General features: G+C 37.2%; 17 protein-coding genes. 5 read left to right on the forward strand and 12 right to left on the reverse strand.

The window, feature by feature from the left end:
- Nucleotides 1-9 precede the first annotated feature (9 nt).
- Nucleotides 10-1,047 (forward strand): PTS sugar transporter subunit IIC, encoded by a 1,038-nt coding sequence (locus AC3EMB_RS26655; RefSeq protein WP_000996313.1) that lies wholly within the window; start codon nt 10-12, stop codon nt 1,045-1,047.
- Between the two features lie 265 nt (nt 1,048-1,312).
- Here the strand turns inward: AC3EMB_RS26655 and speB are convergent, their stop codons facing one another.
- The 4 genes from speB to AC3EMB_RS26675 form a co-directional block, all read right to left on the reverse strand.
- Nucleotides 1,313-2,185 carry an agmatinase gene (gene speB, locus AC3EMB_RS26660; protein ID WP_001209831.1) on the reverse strand — a complete coding sequence of 291 codons (873 nt, stop codon included), beginning with the start codon at nt 2,183-2,185 and terminating at the stop codon, nt 1,313-1,315.
- Nucleotides 2,186-2,403: 218 nt separating this feature from the next.
- Nucleotides 2,404-3,231 (reverse strand): polyamine aminopropyltransferase, encoded by an 828-nt coding sequence (gene speE, locus AC3EMB_RS26665; RefSeq protein WP_000424696.1) that lies wholly within the window; start codon nt 3,229-3,231, stop codon nt 2,404-2,406.
- A gap of 164 nt (nt 3,232-3,395) precedes the next feature.
- A complete protein-coding gene (locus AC3EMB_RS26670) occupies nt 3,396-4,559 on the reverse strand; it encodes an MFS transporter (RefSeq protein WP_000444233.1) in 1,164 nt (387 codons plus the stop codon).
- A 5-nt stretch (nt 4,560-4,564) separates the two neighbouring features.
- Nucleotides 4,565-4,972, reverse strand: a complete 408-nt coding sequence (locus AC3EMB_RS26675) for a MerR family transcriptional regulator (RefSeq protein WP_048656345.1) — start codon at nt 4,970-4,972, stop codon at nt 4,565-4,567.
- 152 nt (nt 4,973-5,124) lie between these two features.
- On the opposite strand from AC3EMB_RS26675, the gene AC3EMB_RS26680 reads away from it, so the two are divergent.
- Nucleotides 5,125-5,850, forward strand: a complete 726-nt coding sequence (locus AC3EMB_RS26680; RefSeq protein WP_048656344.1) for a glycerophosphodiester phosphodiesterase — start codon at nt 5,125-5,127, stop codon at nt 5,848-5,850.
- A 100-nt stretch (nt 5,851-5,950) separates the two neighbouring features.
- Nucleotides 5,951-8,002 (forward strand): transglycosylase domain-containing protein, encoded by a 2,052-nt coding sequence (locus AC3EMB_RS26685; protein WP_000372960.1) that lies wholly within the window; start codon nt 5,951-5,953, stop codon nt 8,000-8,002.
- Between the two features lie 34 nt (nt 8,003-8,036).
- Here AC3EMB_RS26685 and AC3EMB_RS26690 read toward each other — a convergent pair whose 3' ends face one another.
- Together AC3EMB_RS26690 and AC3EMB_RS26695 are read right to left on the reverse strand one after the other, a co-directional pair.
- Nucleotides 8,037-8,546: a YwhD family protein gene (locus AC3EMB_RS26690; RefSeq protein WP_000136683.1), complete on the reverse strand. Its 510-nt coding sequence runs from the start codon at nt 8,544-8,546 to the stop codon at nt 8,037-8,039.
- Between the two features lie 25 nt (nt 8,547-8,571).
- Complete coding sequence (locus tag AC3EMB_RS26695; protein ID WP_000372443.1) at nt 8,572-9,246, reverse strand: site-2 protease family protein; 675 nt, start codon at nt 9,244-9,246, stop codon at nt 8,572-8,574.
- Nucleotides 9,247-9,358: 112 nt separating this feature from the next.
- Here AC3EMB_RS26695 and thmT point away from each other — a divergent pair, with 112 nt between their 5' ends.
- Nucleotides 9,359-9,544 carry a 2-hydroxymuconate tautomerase gene (thmT, locus tag AC3EMB_RS26700; RefSeq protein WP_001147171.1) on the forward strand — a complete coding sequence of 62 codons (186 nt, stop codon included), beginning with the start codon at nt 9,359-9,361 and terminating at the stop codon, nt 9,542-9,544.
- Between the two features lie 38 nt (nt 9,545-9,582).
- Here thmT and AC3EMB_RS26705 read toward each other — a convergent pair whose 3' ends face one another.
- The 6 genes from AC3EMB_RS26705 to AC3EMB_RS26730 all read right to left on the reverse strand — a co-directional run bounded on the left by AC3EMB_RS26705 (nt 9,583) and on the right by AC3EMB_RS26730 (nt 15,595).
- The gene (locus tag AC3EMB_RS26705; RefSeq protein WP_000262741.1) at nt 9,583-10,887 is read right to left on the reverse strand and encodes an HD domain-containing protein; all 1,305 of its coding nucleotides are present in this window, start codon (nt 10,885-10,887) and stop codon (nt 9,583-9,585) included.
- A gap of 145 nt (nt 10,888-11,032) precedes the next feature.
- Entirely contained in the window at nt 11,033-11,971 is a 939-nt protein-coding gene (locus tag AC3EMB_RS26710; protein WP_000787724.1) for an ABC transporter substrate-binding protein, read from the reverse strand.
- 190 nt (nt 11,972-12,161) lie between these two features.
- Entirely contained in the window at nt 12,162-12,974 is an 813-nt protein-coding gene (locus AC3EMB_RS26715; protein ID WP_000212068.1) for an ABC transporter ATP-binding protein, read from the reverse strand.
- A 15-nt stretch (nt 12,975-12,989) separates the two neighbouring features.
- Entirely contained in the window at nt 12,990-14,006 is a 1,017-nt protein-coding gene (locus AC3EMB_RS26720; RefSeq protein WP_001260757.1) for a FecCD family ABC transporter permease, read from the reverse strand.
- On the reverse strand, nt 14,003-15,058 hold the full coding sequence (locus AC3EMB_RS26725) for a FecCD family ABC transporter permease (protein ID WP_000388296.1): 1,056 nt from the start codon (nt 15,056-15,058) through the stop codon (nt 14,003-14,005). Before AC3EMB_RS26725 ends, AC3EMB_RS26720 begins: the two co-directional genes overlap by 4 nt.
- Before the next feature lie 312 nt (nt 15,059-15,370).
- Nucleotides 15,371-15,595, reverse strand: a complete 225-nt coding sequence (locus AC3EMB_RS26730) for a YuzB family protein (protein WP_000526079.1) — start codon at nt 15,593-15,595, stop codon at nt 15,371-15,373.
- A 284-nt stretch (nt 15,596-15,879) separates the two neighbouring features.
- On the opposite strand from AC3EMB_RS26730, the gene AC3EMB_RS26735 reads away from it, so the two are divergent.
- Entirely contained in the window at nt 15,880-16,572 is a 693-nt protein-coding gene (locus AC3EMB_RS26735; protein WP_075718667.1) for an RsfA family transcriptional regulator, read from the forward strand.
- Nucleotides 16,573-16,700: the final 128 nt, after the last annotated feature.

Raw genomic sequence — 16,700 nt, forward strand, 5'->3', positions numbered from 1 at the left:
AGTTTTCAAATGGCTATCTTGCAAGGTTTAGCACTATTACTTGTTGTACTTTGTCTATTTACACTTTTCAGTTACCGTGCGCCTTACGGAATGAAGGCGATGGGCGCTTTAGCTAATGCAGCAATCGCAAGTTTTCTTATTGAAGCATTTCACCGTTATATAGGTGGAGAAATGTTTCATAATGACTTTTTACAATCAGTAGGAGAAGCTTCTGGTAGTATGAGCGGTGTCGCAGCAGCGATTTTAGTCGCATTAGCAATCGGTGTTTCCCCCGTATACGCTGTTTTAATTGGTATCGCTACTAGTGGATTCGGTATTTTACCAGGATTTTTCGCCGGATACGTTTGTGCCTTCGTCGTGAAATTTCTCGAAAAGAAATTACCAGCTGGTGTGGAATTTTTAGCAATCCTATTTATCGCTGCACCAATCTCACGTGGAATGGCAATGCTTATGGATCCGCTCGTTAACGCAACACTTGGTAAAATCGGTTCTATGATATCAGTTGCAACTACAGAAAGTCCTATCATTATGGGTATTATGCTTGGTGGATTAATAACAGTTATTTCTACCTCTCCACTGAGTTCTATGGCACTAACTGCAATGCTTGGATTAACAGGTTTACCAATGGCAATTGGTAGTCTTGCCGTAGCAGCCTCAGCCCCGATGAACTTTATTTTCTTTAAGCGACTAAAAATTTGCTCAAAGAAAGACACAATCGCTGTAGCAATCGAGCCTTTAACACAAGCAGATGTTGTTTCAGCAAATCCAATTCCAATTTATGCAACAAACTTCGTTGGCGGTGCACTTGCCGGTATTATTACATCGCTATTCCAGCTTGTTAATAATGCACCAGGAACAGCATCACCAATTCCAGGTCTTCTTGTCCTATTCGGATTTAATGACGTTATAAAAGTAACGATTGCTGCTGTACTATGTGGAATCGTTACCACTATTGTCGGATACATCGGGTCTATTGTGTTCCGTAAATATCCGATCCGCTCTGCTGATGAAATTCGTGGAGTTACTTCGGAAGAGAAGGTTGCATAAGAAAAAGAGCTATTCCCATCGTTTGAGAATAGCTTTTTTTGTGTTACATAACGGTAAATGAAATTATATCGGCGATTTTTTAAATATATCGACTTACCGACACATAAAGACAAAATAAGAGCCCTCTAATCATATAGAGGGCTCTTATTTTATCTAGCTGCAGCGGCTAGAATGATCGGTGGCTTCGCTTCTTCCTTCGAGGCAAAAAGAGCCTCTACGTCTGAAGCTCCATCCCCCTCACATTCTGAGCGAGCCGCTTCCGCTTTTATTTTACCCAACCGAGCAGCATTTCCCGCACGAATTTGCTTGCTGCGACTGGTGTTTGATCACTATGGTCGTAGACTGGGGCTACTTCTACTAAGTCTGCTCCAACTACATTTATATTTGAATTTGCAATTGCTACGATGGAATCTAATAATTCTTTAGATGTGATACCGCCAGCTTCTAACGTTCCTGTTCCTGGAGCGTGAGCTGGGTCTAATACATCAATGTCGATTGTGACATAGACTGGGCGTCCAGCAAGTTTCGGTAATACTTCTTTTAAAGGTTCTAATACGTCAAATTTATATAAGTTCATACCTACTTCTTTCGCCCATTCAAATTCTTCCTTCATTCCAGAACGAATTCCGAAAGAATATACGTTTTCCGGACCAATTAAATCACACACTTTACGAATTGGTGTAGAGTGGGATAAAGGCTCCCCTTCATACGATTCACGTAAATCAGTATGAGCATCCATGTGGATGATTGCTAAATCCGGATATTTTTTTGCCATTGCCTTAAAAATTGGCCAAGACACTAGGTGCTCACCGCCGAGACCTAGTGGAAACTTATCGGCATCTAAAAGTTTTGATACATACTCTTCAATCATGTCTAAGCTGCGTTGTGCGTTTCCGAATGGTAATGGGATATCACCCGCATCAAAATATTTTACCTCTTCTAATTCACGATCTAAATACGGACTATATTCTTCAAGACCGATTGATACTTCACGAATACGTGCAGGGCCAAAACGAGATCCTGGACGGTAACTTACTGTCCAATCCATAGGCATCCCATAAATAACTACCTTTGACTCTTCAAAACTTGGATGACTTTTAATAAATACTTTACCTGAATAAGCTTCATCAAAACGCATATTCTTTTCCTCCTTATGTGGAACTTAAGGTATCCCAACCTTTCACTATTTCTCAAATTTGGAGCGAATTGCTCCTCTTTCTCGATTTACCGGGTCTTCTTTTTAACAACAAGAAGACGATTTTCTCTACAGAAGTGTAAGTAGCTAGCATGTTCAAGTCTTCTGGACAAACACCTTAAATGAGCTACTCACACTTTATTTGTTCAAGCTCGATTTTCTTACTTAATTAAATCGCCAACAAATTTCGGTAATGCGAATGCTGCGTTGTGTAATTCTTTTGTGTAGTATTTCGTTTCGATTTCGTGGAAACGCTCTTCACTTACTTCTAATGGATCATGTTTTTTAGATCCAATTGTGAACGTCCAAAGACCACTTGGGTATGTTGGAATATTAGCTGTGTATAAACGAGTAATTGGGAAAATTTCTTTTACATCTTTAAACACAGTCGTAATTAACTCTGGTGTGAACCAAGGGTTGTCCGTTTGTGCAACGAAAATACCATCTTCTTTTAACGCTTTTGAAATTCCAGCGTAAAAGCCTTTTGTAAATAGGTTTACTGCTGGTCCTACTGGCTCAGTAGAATCTACCATAATTACATCGTATTCATTTTCGCTTTCTGCGATATGTAGGAAACCGTCTCCTACTTTTACTTCTACACGCTCATTATCTAATGCGCCTGCAATTGATGGTAAGTATTGTTTAGAGTACTCAATTACTTTTCCATCGATTTCAACAAGAGTTGCTTTCTTTACACTTGGGTGTTTTAACACTTCACGAATAACACCACCATCACCGCCACCAACAACTAATACGTTTTCAGGGTTTGGATGTGTAAATAAAGGTACGTGCGCTACCATTTCATGATAAACGAACTCATCTTTTTCTGTTGTCATAACCATGCCATCTAAAATAAGCATGTTTCCGAACTCTTCTGTTTCAACCATATCAAGTTTTTGGAATTCTGTTTGCTCCGTATGTAATGTGCGGTTAATACGCGCCGTAATCCCAAAATGTTTTGTTTGTTTTTCAGTGAACCATAGTTCCATCGTACAATCACGCCTTTCAATGCAAATTTATAATAGGGACATCATTAATGTCCCCTAACAAAAATAAAACAAAACATCCAAAATGTATAGTTAAAAGTACAAAAATACCGAAAATATATTTTAGTCAGAGGGTTCTAACATATATGTATAAAGAAAACCCTTTCTTAAGAAAGGGCTTTTGTCTCTATTTCTACTGGTTTACGAATTGGAATTAGGATCATAATACAACCAACTAACACCACAATTCCACCTACTAAAAACGGACTTTGTGGTGAAACAGTATGACCGATAATTCCTGATAAAATCGGAGCAATTGCGCCCCCTAACCAACGAACAAAGTTATAAACACCCGACGTAACAGATCTTTCATAAGGTGAAATATCCATTACATAACTTGTATATAATGCATTGTTTAAGCCAGATGCTAATCCTGATAAAACGATAAGAGTAATTTGTAACCACATAATTTTCACAAAGAATAGTGCAATTAAGAAAATCGCAAATACAAGTAAACTACCCTTCAATAATGTTTTTGGTTCATATTTCCCTTCTAGCTTATGGGCTAAAATTGCAGAACCATAAGCTAACGCTAAGCCCCATCCGCAAAATACAAAGCCTAATTGAATAGCTGATAAATGCATAATAAGTGGTGAATATGCTAACACAACGAAAAATCCGTAGTAGTATAACATTCCTGAAATCGCACCTTGCATAAACGGTTTATATTTCACCAGGTTAAGTAATTCTCCTACGCCAGCAGCCTTACGTTTCACTTTTCGCTCCGGTTCTTTTACAAAAAAGAATACTAAAATAAATGCTAAGAAGATTAAAATACTCGTCGCGAAAAACGGATAACGCCAAGAATGTCCACCTAGTATTCCACCCAATAACGGCCCCCCAGCCATACCTAAGCCGATCGCTGCTTCGTATAATCCTACTGCTTCATGAACTTCTTTACTTAATGCTATTAACAGCGTCATTGCTGTAGCAAAAAACATCGCATTTCCTAATCCCCATCCAGCACGGAAAAGAGATAATTGAGCAATCGTTTGCGATATACCACATATAAACGCAAATACAGTCACAATCGCAAGACCGATTGTCATCATCCGTTTATCACCAAATCTTGATGCAAATATACCAGCTGGTAACATCATGATTGCCATCGTTAAAATATAAGCAGTAAATAACATTTCAACTTGCCAATGCGTTGCACCAATTTTCTCTGCAATAATCGGCAAAATTGGGTCGACTACTCCTATACCCGAAAAGGCAAGAAAGGTAGCCACCACTGTAATCAATCTCCCTAGTTTTTGTTTGCTCTCCATTTTGATTACTCTCCTTTTGTGCTCTCTAAAAATGTTACTGCACGATGTAAACTATCTTCAAGTTCTGCCTTTACACGTTGCATTTGCTCCATTTTTTCGTCTAACGTTTGCACTTGTTTTTCAAGCATATCTTTAATTTCTTGAATCACTTCACGATCACGAGGGTTCTCGCTATTTCTTCTTTTCTCCATTCTTTCTTTTAGTGATAAGAAATGCTGCATTTCTTGAAGTGTGATTCCTAGCACTTCTTTCGCTTCTACAATTCTTTTAATTCTGGCAATATCCTCATCCGTATACAGACGAATATTCCCCTCACTACGTTCTGGGGGATGAATTAAACCAATTTCCTCATAATAACGAAGTGTACGTTTTGTTAAACCGACTTGCTTTGTTACTTCATCAATTTTATACATGTTTATTCCTCCCTTCACTTGATTATTACATTTTACGTTAACGTTAACTTTTCTGCAACTGTTAGACTTTTGTAAATGTTTGTCATATTCAATTGTATTTTCCCTAAAGCAGTTTCATAATGAAAGAAAAGAGATAATAAGGAGAATTTCACATGAGTAAACCACTTATTTTCGCTCACCGCGGAGTAAAAGGTACACATCCCGAAAATACGATGATTGCCTTCCAAGAAGCAGAACGCATTGGCGCTCACGGAATTGAACTCGATGTCCACTTATCAAAAGATGGTGAACTTGTCGTAATTCACGATGAAACCGTCGATCGTACAACAAATGGCGTTGGACTTATTTCGGAAAAAACGGTAGAGGAATTACAATCATTGGACGCTGGTAGCTATAAAGACCCTTCTTTCCATGAAGCAAAAATCCCAACGTTGCGTGAGGTTTTCATTTGGCTTTCCACAACGAACTTACAACTAAATATTGAATTAAAGACAGATGTTATTCATTACCCAAATATTGAGGAAAAAGCTGTTGCACTTGTGCGCGAATATCATCTTTCTAATCAAATTGTATTTTCATCATTTAACCATGACTCTGTTTCATTATTAGCAGAAATTGCTCCTGAAATCCCAAGAGCAATTTTATATGATACACCGATTGCTGATCCAATTGCCGAAGCAAAACAGAGAAAAGCAAGTGGATTACATCCAAACTTCCAGCTATTAACGAAAGAATTTGTGCAATTAGCACAAGAGCAAGGATATGTTTTCCGTCCATATACAATTAACGAATACAAAGATTTACAAACTATGATTGATTATGGTGTAGATGTCATCATTACCGATTGGCCAGCACGTGCCTTTGAGCTCCTTTCTTAATGGAAGGAGCTTTTTATTTTCGAAATTTCATTGTTTAAAATAAATGAAAACCCTCAATACTAATACAATAACGCTTGTATTAATGAGGGGCTGAAAAAAGATGGATCAGACTATGAATCCAAAACTTAAAAAATATAAACGTCTTTTCTTCACCGCAATGTTTTCTTGCGTCCTTTTCTTCGTTTTTTCTTTTTTTGTTATTATTATAGTCGCAAAAATTATGGGACCTCCTCCTGTTGCGGTCCCACAAACAAGCGTCTTTTACGCAAACGATGATACTGTTATTGGACAAAGTAATGAAATTCAAAAACGTTACAATGTATCTCTCAATGAAATTTCTCCTTATGTAAAAGAGGCGACACTATCTATCGAAGACCAACGATTCTACAAACATCACGGCTTCGATGTGAAACGGATTGCAGGTGCAATTGTTGCTGATTTAAAAGCGATGGCAAAGGTACAAGGAGCTAGTACAATTACACAACAATACGCGCGTAATCTGTATTTAGATCATGATAAAACGTGGAAACGGAAATTATTAGAGGCAATGTACACTGTCCGCCTTGAAGTAAACTATAATAAAAATCATATTTTAGAAGGATATTTAAATACAATTTATTACGGACATGGCGCTTATGGAATCGAAGCTGCGTCCCGTCTATATTTCGATAAAACAGCAAAAGATTTAACATTAGCAGAAGCTAGTATGCTCGCAGGTATCCCGAAAGGGCCAAGTGTCTATTCTCCCTTTTTGAAAGAGGATCGTGCTAAAGGACGACAAGCTCTCATATTAGATGAAATGGTCGAACAAGGATATATTACGAAGCAACAAGCAGCCTTAGCGAAGAAAGAGCCACTAACTTTTGCCTCATTAGATACGAAAAAAGTAGCAGAGGTCGCACCATATTTCCAAGATGCTGTACAAGCTTCGCTTCTTCGTGATGTTGGATTAGACGAACAAGCTTTACAACGGGGTGGCTTGCGAATTTATACAACGCTAGACCCTAAACTACAAGCTGTAGCAGAGCAAGCTGTAAAAGATCATATACCTGACACAACAAACATACAAACTGCTCTCGTCTCTATGAATCCAACGACAGGTGAAGTGGCTGCTCTTGTTGGCGGAACTGATTATACTACGAGTCAATTTAACAGGGCTACACAAGCCGTTCGTCAGCCTGGTTCTACATTTAAGCCATTTCTATATTATGCAGCATTAGAACGAGGATTCACGCCTGCTACGCGCTTAAAAAGCGAATATACTGTATTTACTTTAGGTGACGGCGTTTCAAAGTATAAACCAAAAAACTATAAAGATTATTATGCAGATGATTTTGTAACGATGGCACAAGCTCTCGCAGTCTCTGATAACATATATGCTGTAAAAACGAATTTATTTTTAGGAGATGACGCACTCGCAAAAACAGCAAAACAATTTGGAATTACAAGTGCATTAAAAGATGTGCCTTCTCTGGCTCTCGGCACATCACCCGTAAAACCAATTGAAATGGTTAACGCTTATAGCATGTTCGCAAACGGTGGAAAAGAAGTAAAACCTACTTTCATTCGCCGCATTATGGATCATGAAGGAAATATATTATACGATGCTCATTTAGAGAGTAAACAAGTTCTCGACAAGAGCAAAGCGTTTGTAATGGAAGAAATGATGACCGGTATGTTTAATAAGAAACTAAGCAGTTATGCTGCTGTAACTGGCCAATCGATGTTATCAAAATTATCAAGAACATATGCCGGAAAATCTGGTTCTACTGAAACGGATAGTTGGATGATCGGATTTACTCCGCAAATCGTAACAGGTGTATGGGTCGGATATGATCAACCTAAATCTATTTCAAACGTAGCAGAACAAGGATATGCGAAGAAAATATGGACTGATACGATGGAGAAAGGCTTAGATGGACAACCCAAAAAAGAATTTAAACAACCAGGTGACGTCGTAGCGGTTAATATCAACCCAGAGAACGGTAAAATTGCTACAAAAAATTGTCCTATTTCTGTGAAAATGTATTTCGCTAAAGGTACCGAACCGACTGAATATTGTATGGATCACGTCGATGATAAAGAAGAATTTGAAAAAACGACTGAAGAAAAGAAAAAAACAAGTTGGTGGAAAAAATATCTTCCTTGGTAAAAAAAATAGCTGACGGGCATCCGTCAGCTATTTTTTATTCACTTAATAATGCACGACGCAATTCTTCACTAGATTCGTTCCAAATCGCTTCATTATGTTCTTTCAAGAACGTACCAAGTACTTTTTTAGATGATTCATCCATATGGTCAACCATAATGTGACGCTTCATTGATTTATCCATTTTGTTTACGTGTTCTGGAAGTGATTTATATCCGCGACGAATTTCACGGTCTACTGTCATTTCACAAGCTGTTACACCTGCGTAATAAGCACCAGTTGCAGTTCTTTCAATCGTTACCCAAACAAGCCAAAATGGTTTTCCGTTTGGAACTTCATCTTTATTTGTTAAAAACTTAATACCTTTTTCTACTGTACTACGCGCATGCATCGCACCGATATCAACGAATGCGGTTTTCTCTAGTACATCCACAAATACAGGTGAAATGTTTTCTAGGCTTAATGCCCCAACACCAAATCCACCATGTCCATCTGTTGAATCATTTTTCACGATATTAAAACCGATTTTTTTCTTTTTCTCTGTCATATGTAAAATCCTCCTCACTTAAAAATTATAAAAGGCCAAAAATAGGCGCAATGATACTTTGTAAAAACATTAACACATGCGGAATAACTACCTGGAAAATAGGTTGAATTGTGTAATTACTAAGCGGTGTAATAACGAGAATTAATAACGCAATCGCTCCATATTTTTCATACTGTGTCATTTTCGCGCGAATATTTGCTGGTGCTAAATCTTCCACTACACGATACCCATCAAGTGGCGGGATCGGTAATAAATTAAATACAAGTAAAACAATATTTAACATAATAAAGAGCTCAAAAAACTTTCCTAATGTTTCAGCTACTGCAACTGGAACTGCATCTAACACTCCAAATACTGCTAAGCTATACAAAATAATTAAACCAATTGCACTTAAAATTAAGTTACTAATCGGCCCTGCAATTGAAACTAATATGCCTGCAAGACGCGGCCTTTTAAAGTTATATGGGTTAACAGGAACCGGTCTTGCCCAACCGAATCCAAGAATTAATACTGCAATCAAACCGATAGGGTCTAAATGAGCCATCGGTGATAACGTTAAACGCCCTTGTCTCTTTGCTGTATCGTCCCCAAATTTATATGCAACATATGCATGTGCAAATTCATGAACGGATAATGCAATAATAATCGCCATTGCTACCAACGGAATTTCGTGCAATGGATATCTAAATAACTGATCCATACTTCATCTCCTCTTCCATATGTCAAAAAAAGAAATTATTTGTTTTTTCGATTGTTCTTCCCCATAATCCGCTATAATAAGAGTGTAACTTACATAAAAGGAGCGATTGTACATGCCATACGTAACCGTGAAAATGCTAGAAGGACGCACAGAAGAACAAAAGAAAGCTCTTGCTGAGAAAGTAACAGCAGCAGTAAGCGAAACAACTGGTGCTCCTGAAGAAAACATCGTTGTTTTCATCGAAGAAATGTCTAAGAATCATTATGCAGTTGGCGGAAAACGCTTAAGCGACAAATAATTTCAAGTTTTTCATAAGAAGCAGCCACTAGCTGCTTCTTATTTCTTTCCTTCTAACAACTCAATAATTCTTTCTTTATATTTTCCTTTTCTTCCATCTTCATAGATTAAATCATGTGGATAGAATAGCTTTTGGTCCGTTCTTTTCTTACCTGTAATCGCCTCAACAATATCCGATTCACGTGAAAGCTCTCTAAGCTCTCCGTTTGGCATAAGAAGTAGGATTGGCAAACGCTCTTCTTCTTCTCCTGCACGATAAAAGTCATACGGTAAGTCTGATGTTGAATCAACTACTAAATAATACTCCGGATCAAGTCCAATCTTTTTAAATAAACTACTTAATTCCATCCAATTATCTAAACCGTGTTTATCTGTAAACTCTACATATTTAAATAGATTTCGATTCATAAAACGGCGGCATAAATCGCTTAAAATTGGATCTTCTTCTTCCTGCCATACTTGGAAGTAGTAATACATAACGTTCTCGTCTAACTTTAAATAATCCTCTACTGTTACTTCTTCTTCAAATAAAGAATAGAAATGAACAGGATGATTTTTAAATGTATAATACTTCTCGTGCAATGATTTAGCACGGTGTAAAATCTTCGTTAAAATAACTTCTGCACTTCGCGTTACCGGGTGGAAATATACTTGCCAATACATTTGATAACGACTCATAATGTAATGCTCAACAGCATGCATACCACTATTTTTAATGACTACTTGATCCCCATACGGGCGCATTACACGCAGTATACGTTCCATATCGAAGTTTCCATACTTTACGCCTGTAAAATAAGCATCTCTTAATAAATAATCCATACGATCCGCATCAATTTGGCTCGAAATCATACTAATTGCTAATTTATTAGTAGACGTTTTTGCAATTACATCTGCTACCTTTTGTGGAAACTCCTTATCAACACGACTTAATACATCATTAATCTCCGTATTGCCAACAATAATCTTTTGCGTAAATTTCTCATGATCTAATGAAAATACTTTTTCAAACGAGTGAGAAAATGGGCCGTGACCGACATCATGAAGTAATGCCGCACATAAACATAACAATCTATCTTCAGCATTCCAATTTGGTCTGCCATCAAACACATCATCAATCATACGACGAATAATTTCGTATACACCTAACGAATGAGTAAAGCGACTATGCTCTGCACCGTGAAATGTAAAAAATGTCGTTCCAAGCTGCTTAATACGGCGCAAGCGTTGAAATTCTTTCGTTCCGATTAAATCCCAAATAACACGATCACGCACGTGCACATATTTATGTACTGGGTCTTTAAACACTTTTGTTTCGCTGAGTTTGTCGTTTAAATATACCACTTTCCGACATCCCCCTTTCTTTACTACATTCTTACTTTATATTATAAACGAAATGAGAAACAGAAAGAAATGAAAGACTGTATTAATTACCTTTATAAAAAGAAAAAATCACCTTTACCGAAGTAAAAGTGATTTCCTTTATACATTATTTACCTAAAACGAATTCAGCAACTTCGTCTAAGATCATATCTTTCCCTAGTGGGAAGTAACCTTTGTTTAAGTCTTCATTTTTAATTGTAAATACGTGGTTGTTTTTAACAGCGTTCATGTTTTTCCAAATTGATTCTTCTTGGAATTCTTTTAAGCGCTGAGAACCGTCACCAGTTGTAAATACGAATAAGTAATCTGGGTTGTAATCGATTAAAGCTTCTTTTTGTACTTGTACTAGTGGTTTATCAGTTGGTGTACCTTTAACTGCTGGTAGTTTTAAATCATTAAAGATTACGCTACCGTAACCGTAGTCACCGTATACGCGGAAAGCATTTGGATACGCAGCCATTTTCATGAATGTTGCTTCACCAGTTTTAGCGACGATTTTGTCATGTAATTTGCTTGCTTTTTCATCATACTTTTTGAACCATTCTTTTGTTTCTTTTTCTTTACCGAAGATTTGACCTACTTCTTCGAATTTTGGACGCCATTGATCTAATGGAGTGTTTAACATAACTGTTGGTGCAATTTTAGATAATTGATCATAAATCTTTTCTTGACGATTATTTACAAGAATTAAATCTGGTTTTGCAGCAGCTACTGCTTCGATGTTAATTTTATCGCCCCAAGCAGAACCAACTGGTTTAACGTCTTTTAGTTTCTTTTCAATATGTGCATCAATTTTTTCTTGAGATGTATTAGCAGTAATAACCGGTTTCATACCGAAAATTAATAATTCTTCTGTTGAACCACTAAGGTCAGCAATTTTCTTTGGGTTTGCAGGAATTTTAATTTCCCCTTTTGCATGTTTTACAGTGCGCTCTTCAGTCTTTGCATCTGCTTTCTTTTCTTCTTCTTTGTTAGAACAAGCAGCAAATAGTACAGAAGTCACAACTAATACCATTGCTAATAGTGCCATTTTAAAATTCTTCATGTTCCCACTCCTTCTAGCTGTATTTATCTTATAAGTTGCAATGAACTATAAGAAACGAAGATAACAATTAATCAATATATTTTTATTAATTGTTGTTAATACCCCATTCTAACGGGCGTTCAACTTCCCATTCTTATATAAGAAGCTCAACGTCCATTAGAAGTCCCCCCTCTTCACGAGGGGGTTCTACTTATGCTTTTTTACGCAATTGATTACTAATCATCGCTAAATCATATGTTAAGCAAATTGGCTTACAGTTTACTGGACATGGAACGATTTGAGCTTCAATCTCAAATACGTTACGAAGTGTTTCACTTGTCATAACTTCATCTGGCGTTCCTTGTTTCATTAACTTACCTGCTTTTAATGCAATCATATGATCTGAGAAACGAGAAGCGTGGTTTAAGTCATGGATAACCATAACAATCGTTCTACCTTCTTCTTCATTTAACTTTTTCAATAAGTTTAATACTTCTAATTGATGAGCCATATCTAAGTACGTTGTTGGTTCATCCAATACAAGTAATTCTGTTCCTTGTGCAAGAGCCATTGCAATCCAAACACGTTGACGTTGACCACCAGATAGCGCTTCTGCTGGACGATTCGCAAATTCTTTCATTCCTGTCACTTCAAGTGCCCAGTTAATGTAGCGATAATCCTCTTCTTTCAACGTGCCAAACCCTTTTTGATGAGGGAATCTTCCGTATGACACAAGCTCAAATACAGTAAGACCCGTTGGTACTTCTGCAGTTTGTGGTAAAATCGCCATTTTCTTTGCAATTTCTTTCGTTGGCTGTTTCTCAATTGCTTTTCCGTCAAGATAAACAGTACCTTGTTTTGCCTTCAAAATACGAGACGCCGTTTTTAATAATGTGGACTTCCCACAACCATTTGGCCCAATAATTGTTGTAATTTTCCCTTCCGGAATTTCAACTGTTAATCCATCAATAATTAAACCTTCATTATAGCCAACAGATACCGCATCAACCGCTAAAGTTGCCATACGAAAAGCCTCCCTTTATTTTGTCCTCATAAGTAAATAAATGAAATACGGTGCACCAATTACAGAAATAACAAGACCGACTGGTATTTCTGAAGTTGTTAGTACACTTCTTGAAATTACGTCCGCGAATAAAAGTAAAAACGTTCCTATTAGCGCAGCTGTGGGCAACATGATTTGATGTTTGCCACCAACAAGGCGCCTTGCTAAATGCGGGGCCATTAAACCGATAAAGCCAATTCCACCGGCAACAGCAACAGATGCACCCGCTAAACAAACTGCAATAAATAATAATTTACGTCTTTCTTTTTCTACATTTACACCAAGGCCAACTGCTGTAGAATCGCCTAGGTTCATTACATTTAATATGTGTGCTTTACTTATAGCAAGCGGTAAGAAAATAACCATCCATGGAAGTACACTTAATACGAATTTCCAATCTGTACCCCATAGACTTCCCGCCAGCCAAATCGTAGCAAAACGAAAATCGTTAGATGTCATCTTCATAGAGAAAATTAAACTAACAGCTCCAAATCCAGCTGCAACGGCAATACCGACTAGTATTAATCGAGTCGATGAAACGCCGTCTTTCCATGCTAATAAATAAATAATTACCGCTGCTAATATCGCTCCAACTAGTGCGAAAAATGGAAGAATGAATACAGATAAAAATGTACCAGTCCCTACTTTCCCGAAGAAGAAGTAGACGAATATAACAACTGTTAATCCCGCTCCAGCATTAATCCCTATAATACCTGGATCAGCAAGTGGATTTCGTGATAAACCTTGCAAAATCGCACCTGACATAGCTAAAGCAGATCCGACTAGTATAGCAATTACCATACGCGGCATACGGAATTCAAATAAAATAACAGACTGATCTTCAGCCCCTAGTCCAACCAATGACTTTAATACGTCCATTGGGGGTATTTTAAAAGTTCCTGTATTTAAACTAATAAGAAATATAGAAACGATTAGTCCTACTAAAATCGTTAATATAGAAATGTTCTTTTTTGTTAAGACACTCGTCCTCACATCTTTCCTCTCCCTTCATTACGTGCTAAGTAGAGGAAGAATGGAACCCCAATTAGCGCTGTAATTGCTCCAATTGGCGTTTCAAATGGCGGGTTAATAACGCGAGATAACATATCTGCACATTCAATTAACAGCCCGCCTAAGACCGCAGAACATGGAATAACCCATCTATAGTCCGAGCCTACAAGGAAACGAGTCATATGCGGGATTACAAGACCAACAAACCCTACTGATCCTGCCATGGAAACTGCGGAACCCGTTAAAACAAGAACAAGTACTGTTCCGATAAATTTAATTAATGTCGTATTTTGACCAAGTCCAATTGCAATTTCTTCACCGAAGCTCAAAATTGTAATATATCTCGACATCATAATTGCGATAAAAAGACAAACAAGGCCAATTGGCACTAACATATTAATACTTTGCCATTTCACTCCAGCAACTCCGCCTGCATTCCACATGCTCACCTCTTGGGCAAGATTAAAATACAATGCGATTCCAGATGAAATTGCCCCTAATAAAGCACTAATAGCTGCACCTGCTAAAGCTAATTTCACAGGTGTTAATCCACCTGGTGAAGAAGACCCAATTCCATATACAATGCTTGCACCAAACGCAGCTCCAATAAAAGATGCGATAACAAACATTAAATAAGGTGAATTAGGGAAAAATGCATACATAATTGCAATTCCAAATACAGCCCCATCTGTAATTCCCATTAACGATGGTGAAGCAAGTGGATTTCGCGTCATGCCTTGCATAATTGCTCCTGATACCGCTAAAAAGGCACCTGCAACTACGCCCCCTATTGCTCTAGGCATGCGAAGCTCTTGAATTACGTTATGATGTGTAATAGATCCATCAAACTGAAATACAGCTTGCCATACAGTCTTTAAACTAATATCTGCAGCCCCAAAAGAAATAGAAACTGCCATGCTTAAAGCTAACAAAACTGTACCCGCTACTAAAATAATAGAAGCGATGAGCGGTCTGCTCTTAATCTCTTTAACATTCTCTTCTTGCTGTTCTATACTGCTTGCGCTCGCTTCCATCCCTCAACCATCCTAACCAACAACATATATTTATTAAAATGAAATTTATTCTCAAATAGTAATAAAAAAATTAGGTGAATTGTTATTTTCCTGATAATGATTCTCAGAATCAGACACTTCTATTCTACCTATCGCTTTAAAAGACTGTCAACCATTATTTTGAAATATAAATTTATATAAATTGGAACTTTAATACAAAAGTTATATCCATCCTTTAGAAAACGTTCGTCCACACAAGAGTACTTTCGCAGAATAAATCTTTCCTCTTATGGGCATAAAAAAAGAAGAGTAATCTTTTCACTCTTCTTTTTCTTACTTATTTAACTTTGCTTCAATTTTTACGATTAACTCATCTTCTGTTGGAGCCGCAACTGGACGGTTATTTACAAATGCGAATGATTTTTTACGACCAGGACCACAGTAAGACTGACATCCAACTTCAATCGTTGCACATGAATCTACTTTTTTTAACTTCGGAACTAACGTTTTAACGTTCGTTGCCTGACAGTCATCGCACACGCGAAATTCGTTTCCCATTATATAACACTTCCTCTATTTTAAACTTTTCTCAAGTTCGTTTAAAAATAAACACTAAATGGTATTTTACCGCTCTTTGAAGCTCGTTGCAAGTTTCCCTAGAAAGCCTATTCTCTACATAATGCTACATATTTATATGCTCTCCTACAGAAGCGCTCACCATTCATGGGAAAATTTTTACCTTTCATCGAAATCTACCATATTTTTAAAAGCTTTGTATAAAAGTTTATTTTTTTGCCCATTATAAAAATAGGAAGTTCATAAAAAGAAAGGGAGTTGAATCTATGAAAGTAAGACAAGATGCTTGGACAGATGAGGATGATTTATTACTTGCTGAAACGGTACTTCGTCATGTTCGAGAAGGAAGTACGCAATTAAATGCATTTGAGGAAGTAGGAGATCAGTTAAATCGTACATCTGCTGCTTGTGGTTTCCGCTGGAATGCTGTCGTTCGCTATAGCTATGAACAAGCTCTTCAACTAGCAAAAAAACATCGTAAAGATAAAATGCGTGCTGCAAGCGGTGAACAAGCGAAAAAACGTTTACTTTATACACCACCAGCTTCAGATTCGATAACTGATTATGAAGAATTAGCACAAGAGGAATCAATCGTACAATATAAAGAAGCTATTCCATATCAAGAATCTACTGCTCCTGCTGCAAGAAGCTCTATGACAATGCAAGATGTTATTTATTTTTTACAAACAGTCGGATCTTCAAATATAAAAGTGACAGCTCTTGAAAACGAGAATACGAGATTGAAACAAGAAATTAAAGCACAAATCCTTCGGAGTGAGGAACTAGAAAAGAAACTAGAAAAGTTAGAAAAGCAATCTCATACTGTACAAGAAGATTACGAAACACTTATGAACATTATGAACCGAGCTCGTAAATTGGCAGTCATGGATGACGAAGAACGTTCTCAAACATCTTTCCGAATGGATCGAAACGGTAATTTAGAAAAAATTGCAGAATAAAAAGGATGCATGTAATGCATCCTTTTTATTATTTCACCTTTAAGCTCCCCCTTTATATGTGAGAAAACTCCATTCTTCATTTTTTGCTATAATAGAGATTGTCATTTTAAAGATAAGGGGTTAGTTAT

The organism is Bacillus sp. LQ16 (assembly GCF_057784645.1).

What these genes read in the sequence shown, in the direction of transcription:
- AC3EMB_RS26655 (WP_000996313.1), top strand. Translation starts at nt 10, where the DNA reads ATGGCTATCTTGCAAGGTTTAGCACTATTACTTGTTGTACTTTGTCTA.
- speB (WP_001209831.1), bottom strand. Translation starts at nt 2,185, where the DNA reads ATGCGTTTTGATGAAGCTTATTCAGGTAAAGTATTTATTAAAAGTCAT.
- speE (WP_000424696.1), bottom strand. Translation starts at nt 3,231, where the DNA reads ATGGAACTATGGTTCACTGAAAAACAAACAAAACATTTTGGGATTACG.
- AC3EMB_RS26670 (WP_000444233.1), bottom strand. Translation starts at nt 4,559, where the DNA reads ATGGAGAGCAAACAAAAACTAGGGAGATTGATTACAGTGGTGGCTACC.
- AC3EMB_RS26675 (WP_048656345.1), bottom strand. Translation starts at nt 4,972, where the DNA reads ATGTATAAAATTGATGAAGTAACAAAGCAAGTCGGTTTAACAAAACGT.
- AC3EMB_RS26680 (WP_048656344.1), top strand. Translation starts at nt 5,125, where the DNA reads ATGAGTAAACCACTTATTTTCGCTCACCGCGGAGTAAAAGGTACACAT.
- AC3EMB_RS26685 (WP_000372960.1), top strand. Translation starts at nt 5,951, where the DNA reads ATGGATCAGACTATGAATCCAAAACTTAAAAAATATAAACGTCTTTTC.
- AC3EMB_RS26690 (WP_000136683.1), bottom strand. Translation starts at nt 8,546, where the DNA reads ATGACAGAGAAAAAGAAAAAAATCGGTTTTAATATCGTGAAAAATGAT.
- AC3EMB_RS26695 (WP_000372443.1), bottom strand. Translation starts at nt 9,246, where the DNA reads ATGGATCAGTTATTTAGATATCCATTGCACGAAATTCCGTTGGTAGCA.
- thmT (WP_001147171.1), top strand. Translation starts at nt 9,359, where the DNA reads ATGCCATACGTAACCGTGAAAATGCTAGAAGGACGCACAGAAGAACAA.
- AC3EMB_RS26710 (WP_000787724.1), bottom strand. Translation starts at nt 11,971, where the DNA reads ATGAAGAATTTTAAAATGGCACTATTAGCAATGGTATTAGTTGTGACT.
- AC3EMB_RS26715 (WP_000212068.1), bottom strand. Translation starts at nt 12,974, where the DNA reads ATGGCAACTTTAGCGGTTGATGCGGTATCTGTTGGCTATAATGAAGGT.
- AC3EMB_RS26725 (WP_000388296.1), bottom strand. Translation starts at nt 15,058, where the DNA reads ATGGAAGCGAGCGCAAGCAGTATAGAACAGCAAGAAGAGAATGTTAAA.
- AC3EMB_RS26730 (WP_000526079.1), bottom strand. Translation starts at nt 15,595, where the DNA reads ATGGGAAACGAATTTCGCGTGTGCGATGACTGTCAGGCAACGAACGTT.
- AC3EMB_RS26735 (WP_075718667.1), top strand. Translation starts at nt 15,880, where the DNA reads ATGAAAGTAAGACAAGATGCTTGGACAGATGAGGATGATTTATTACTT.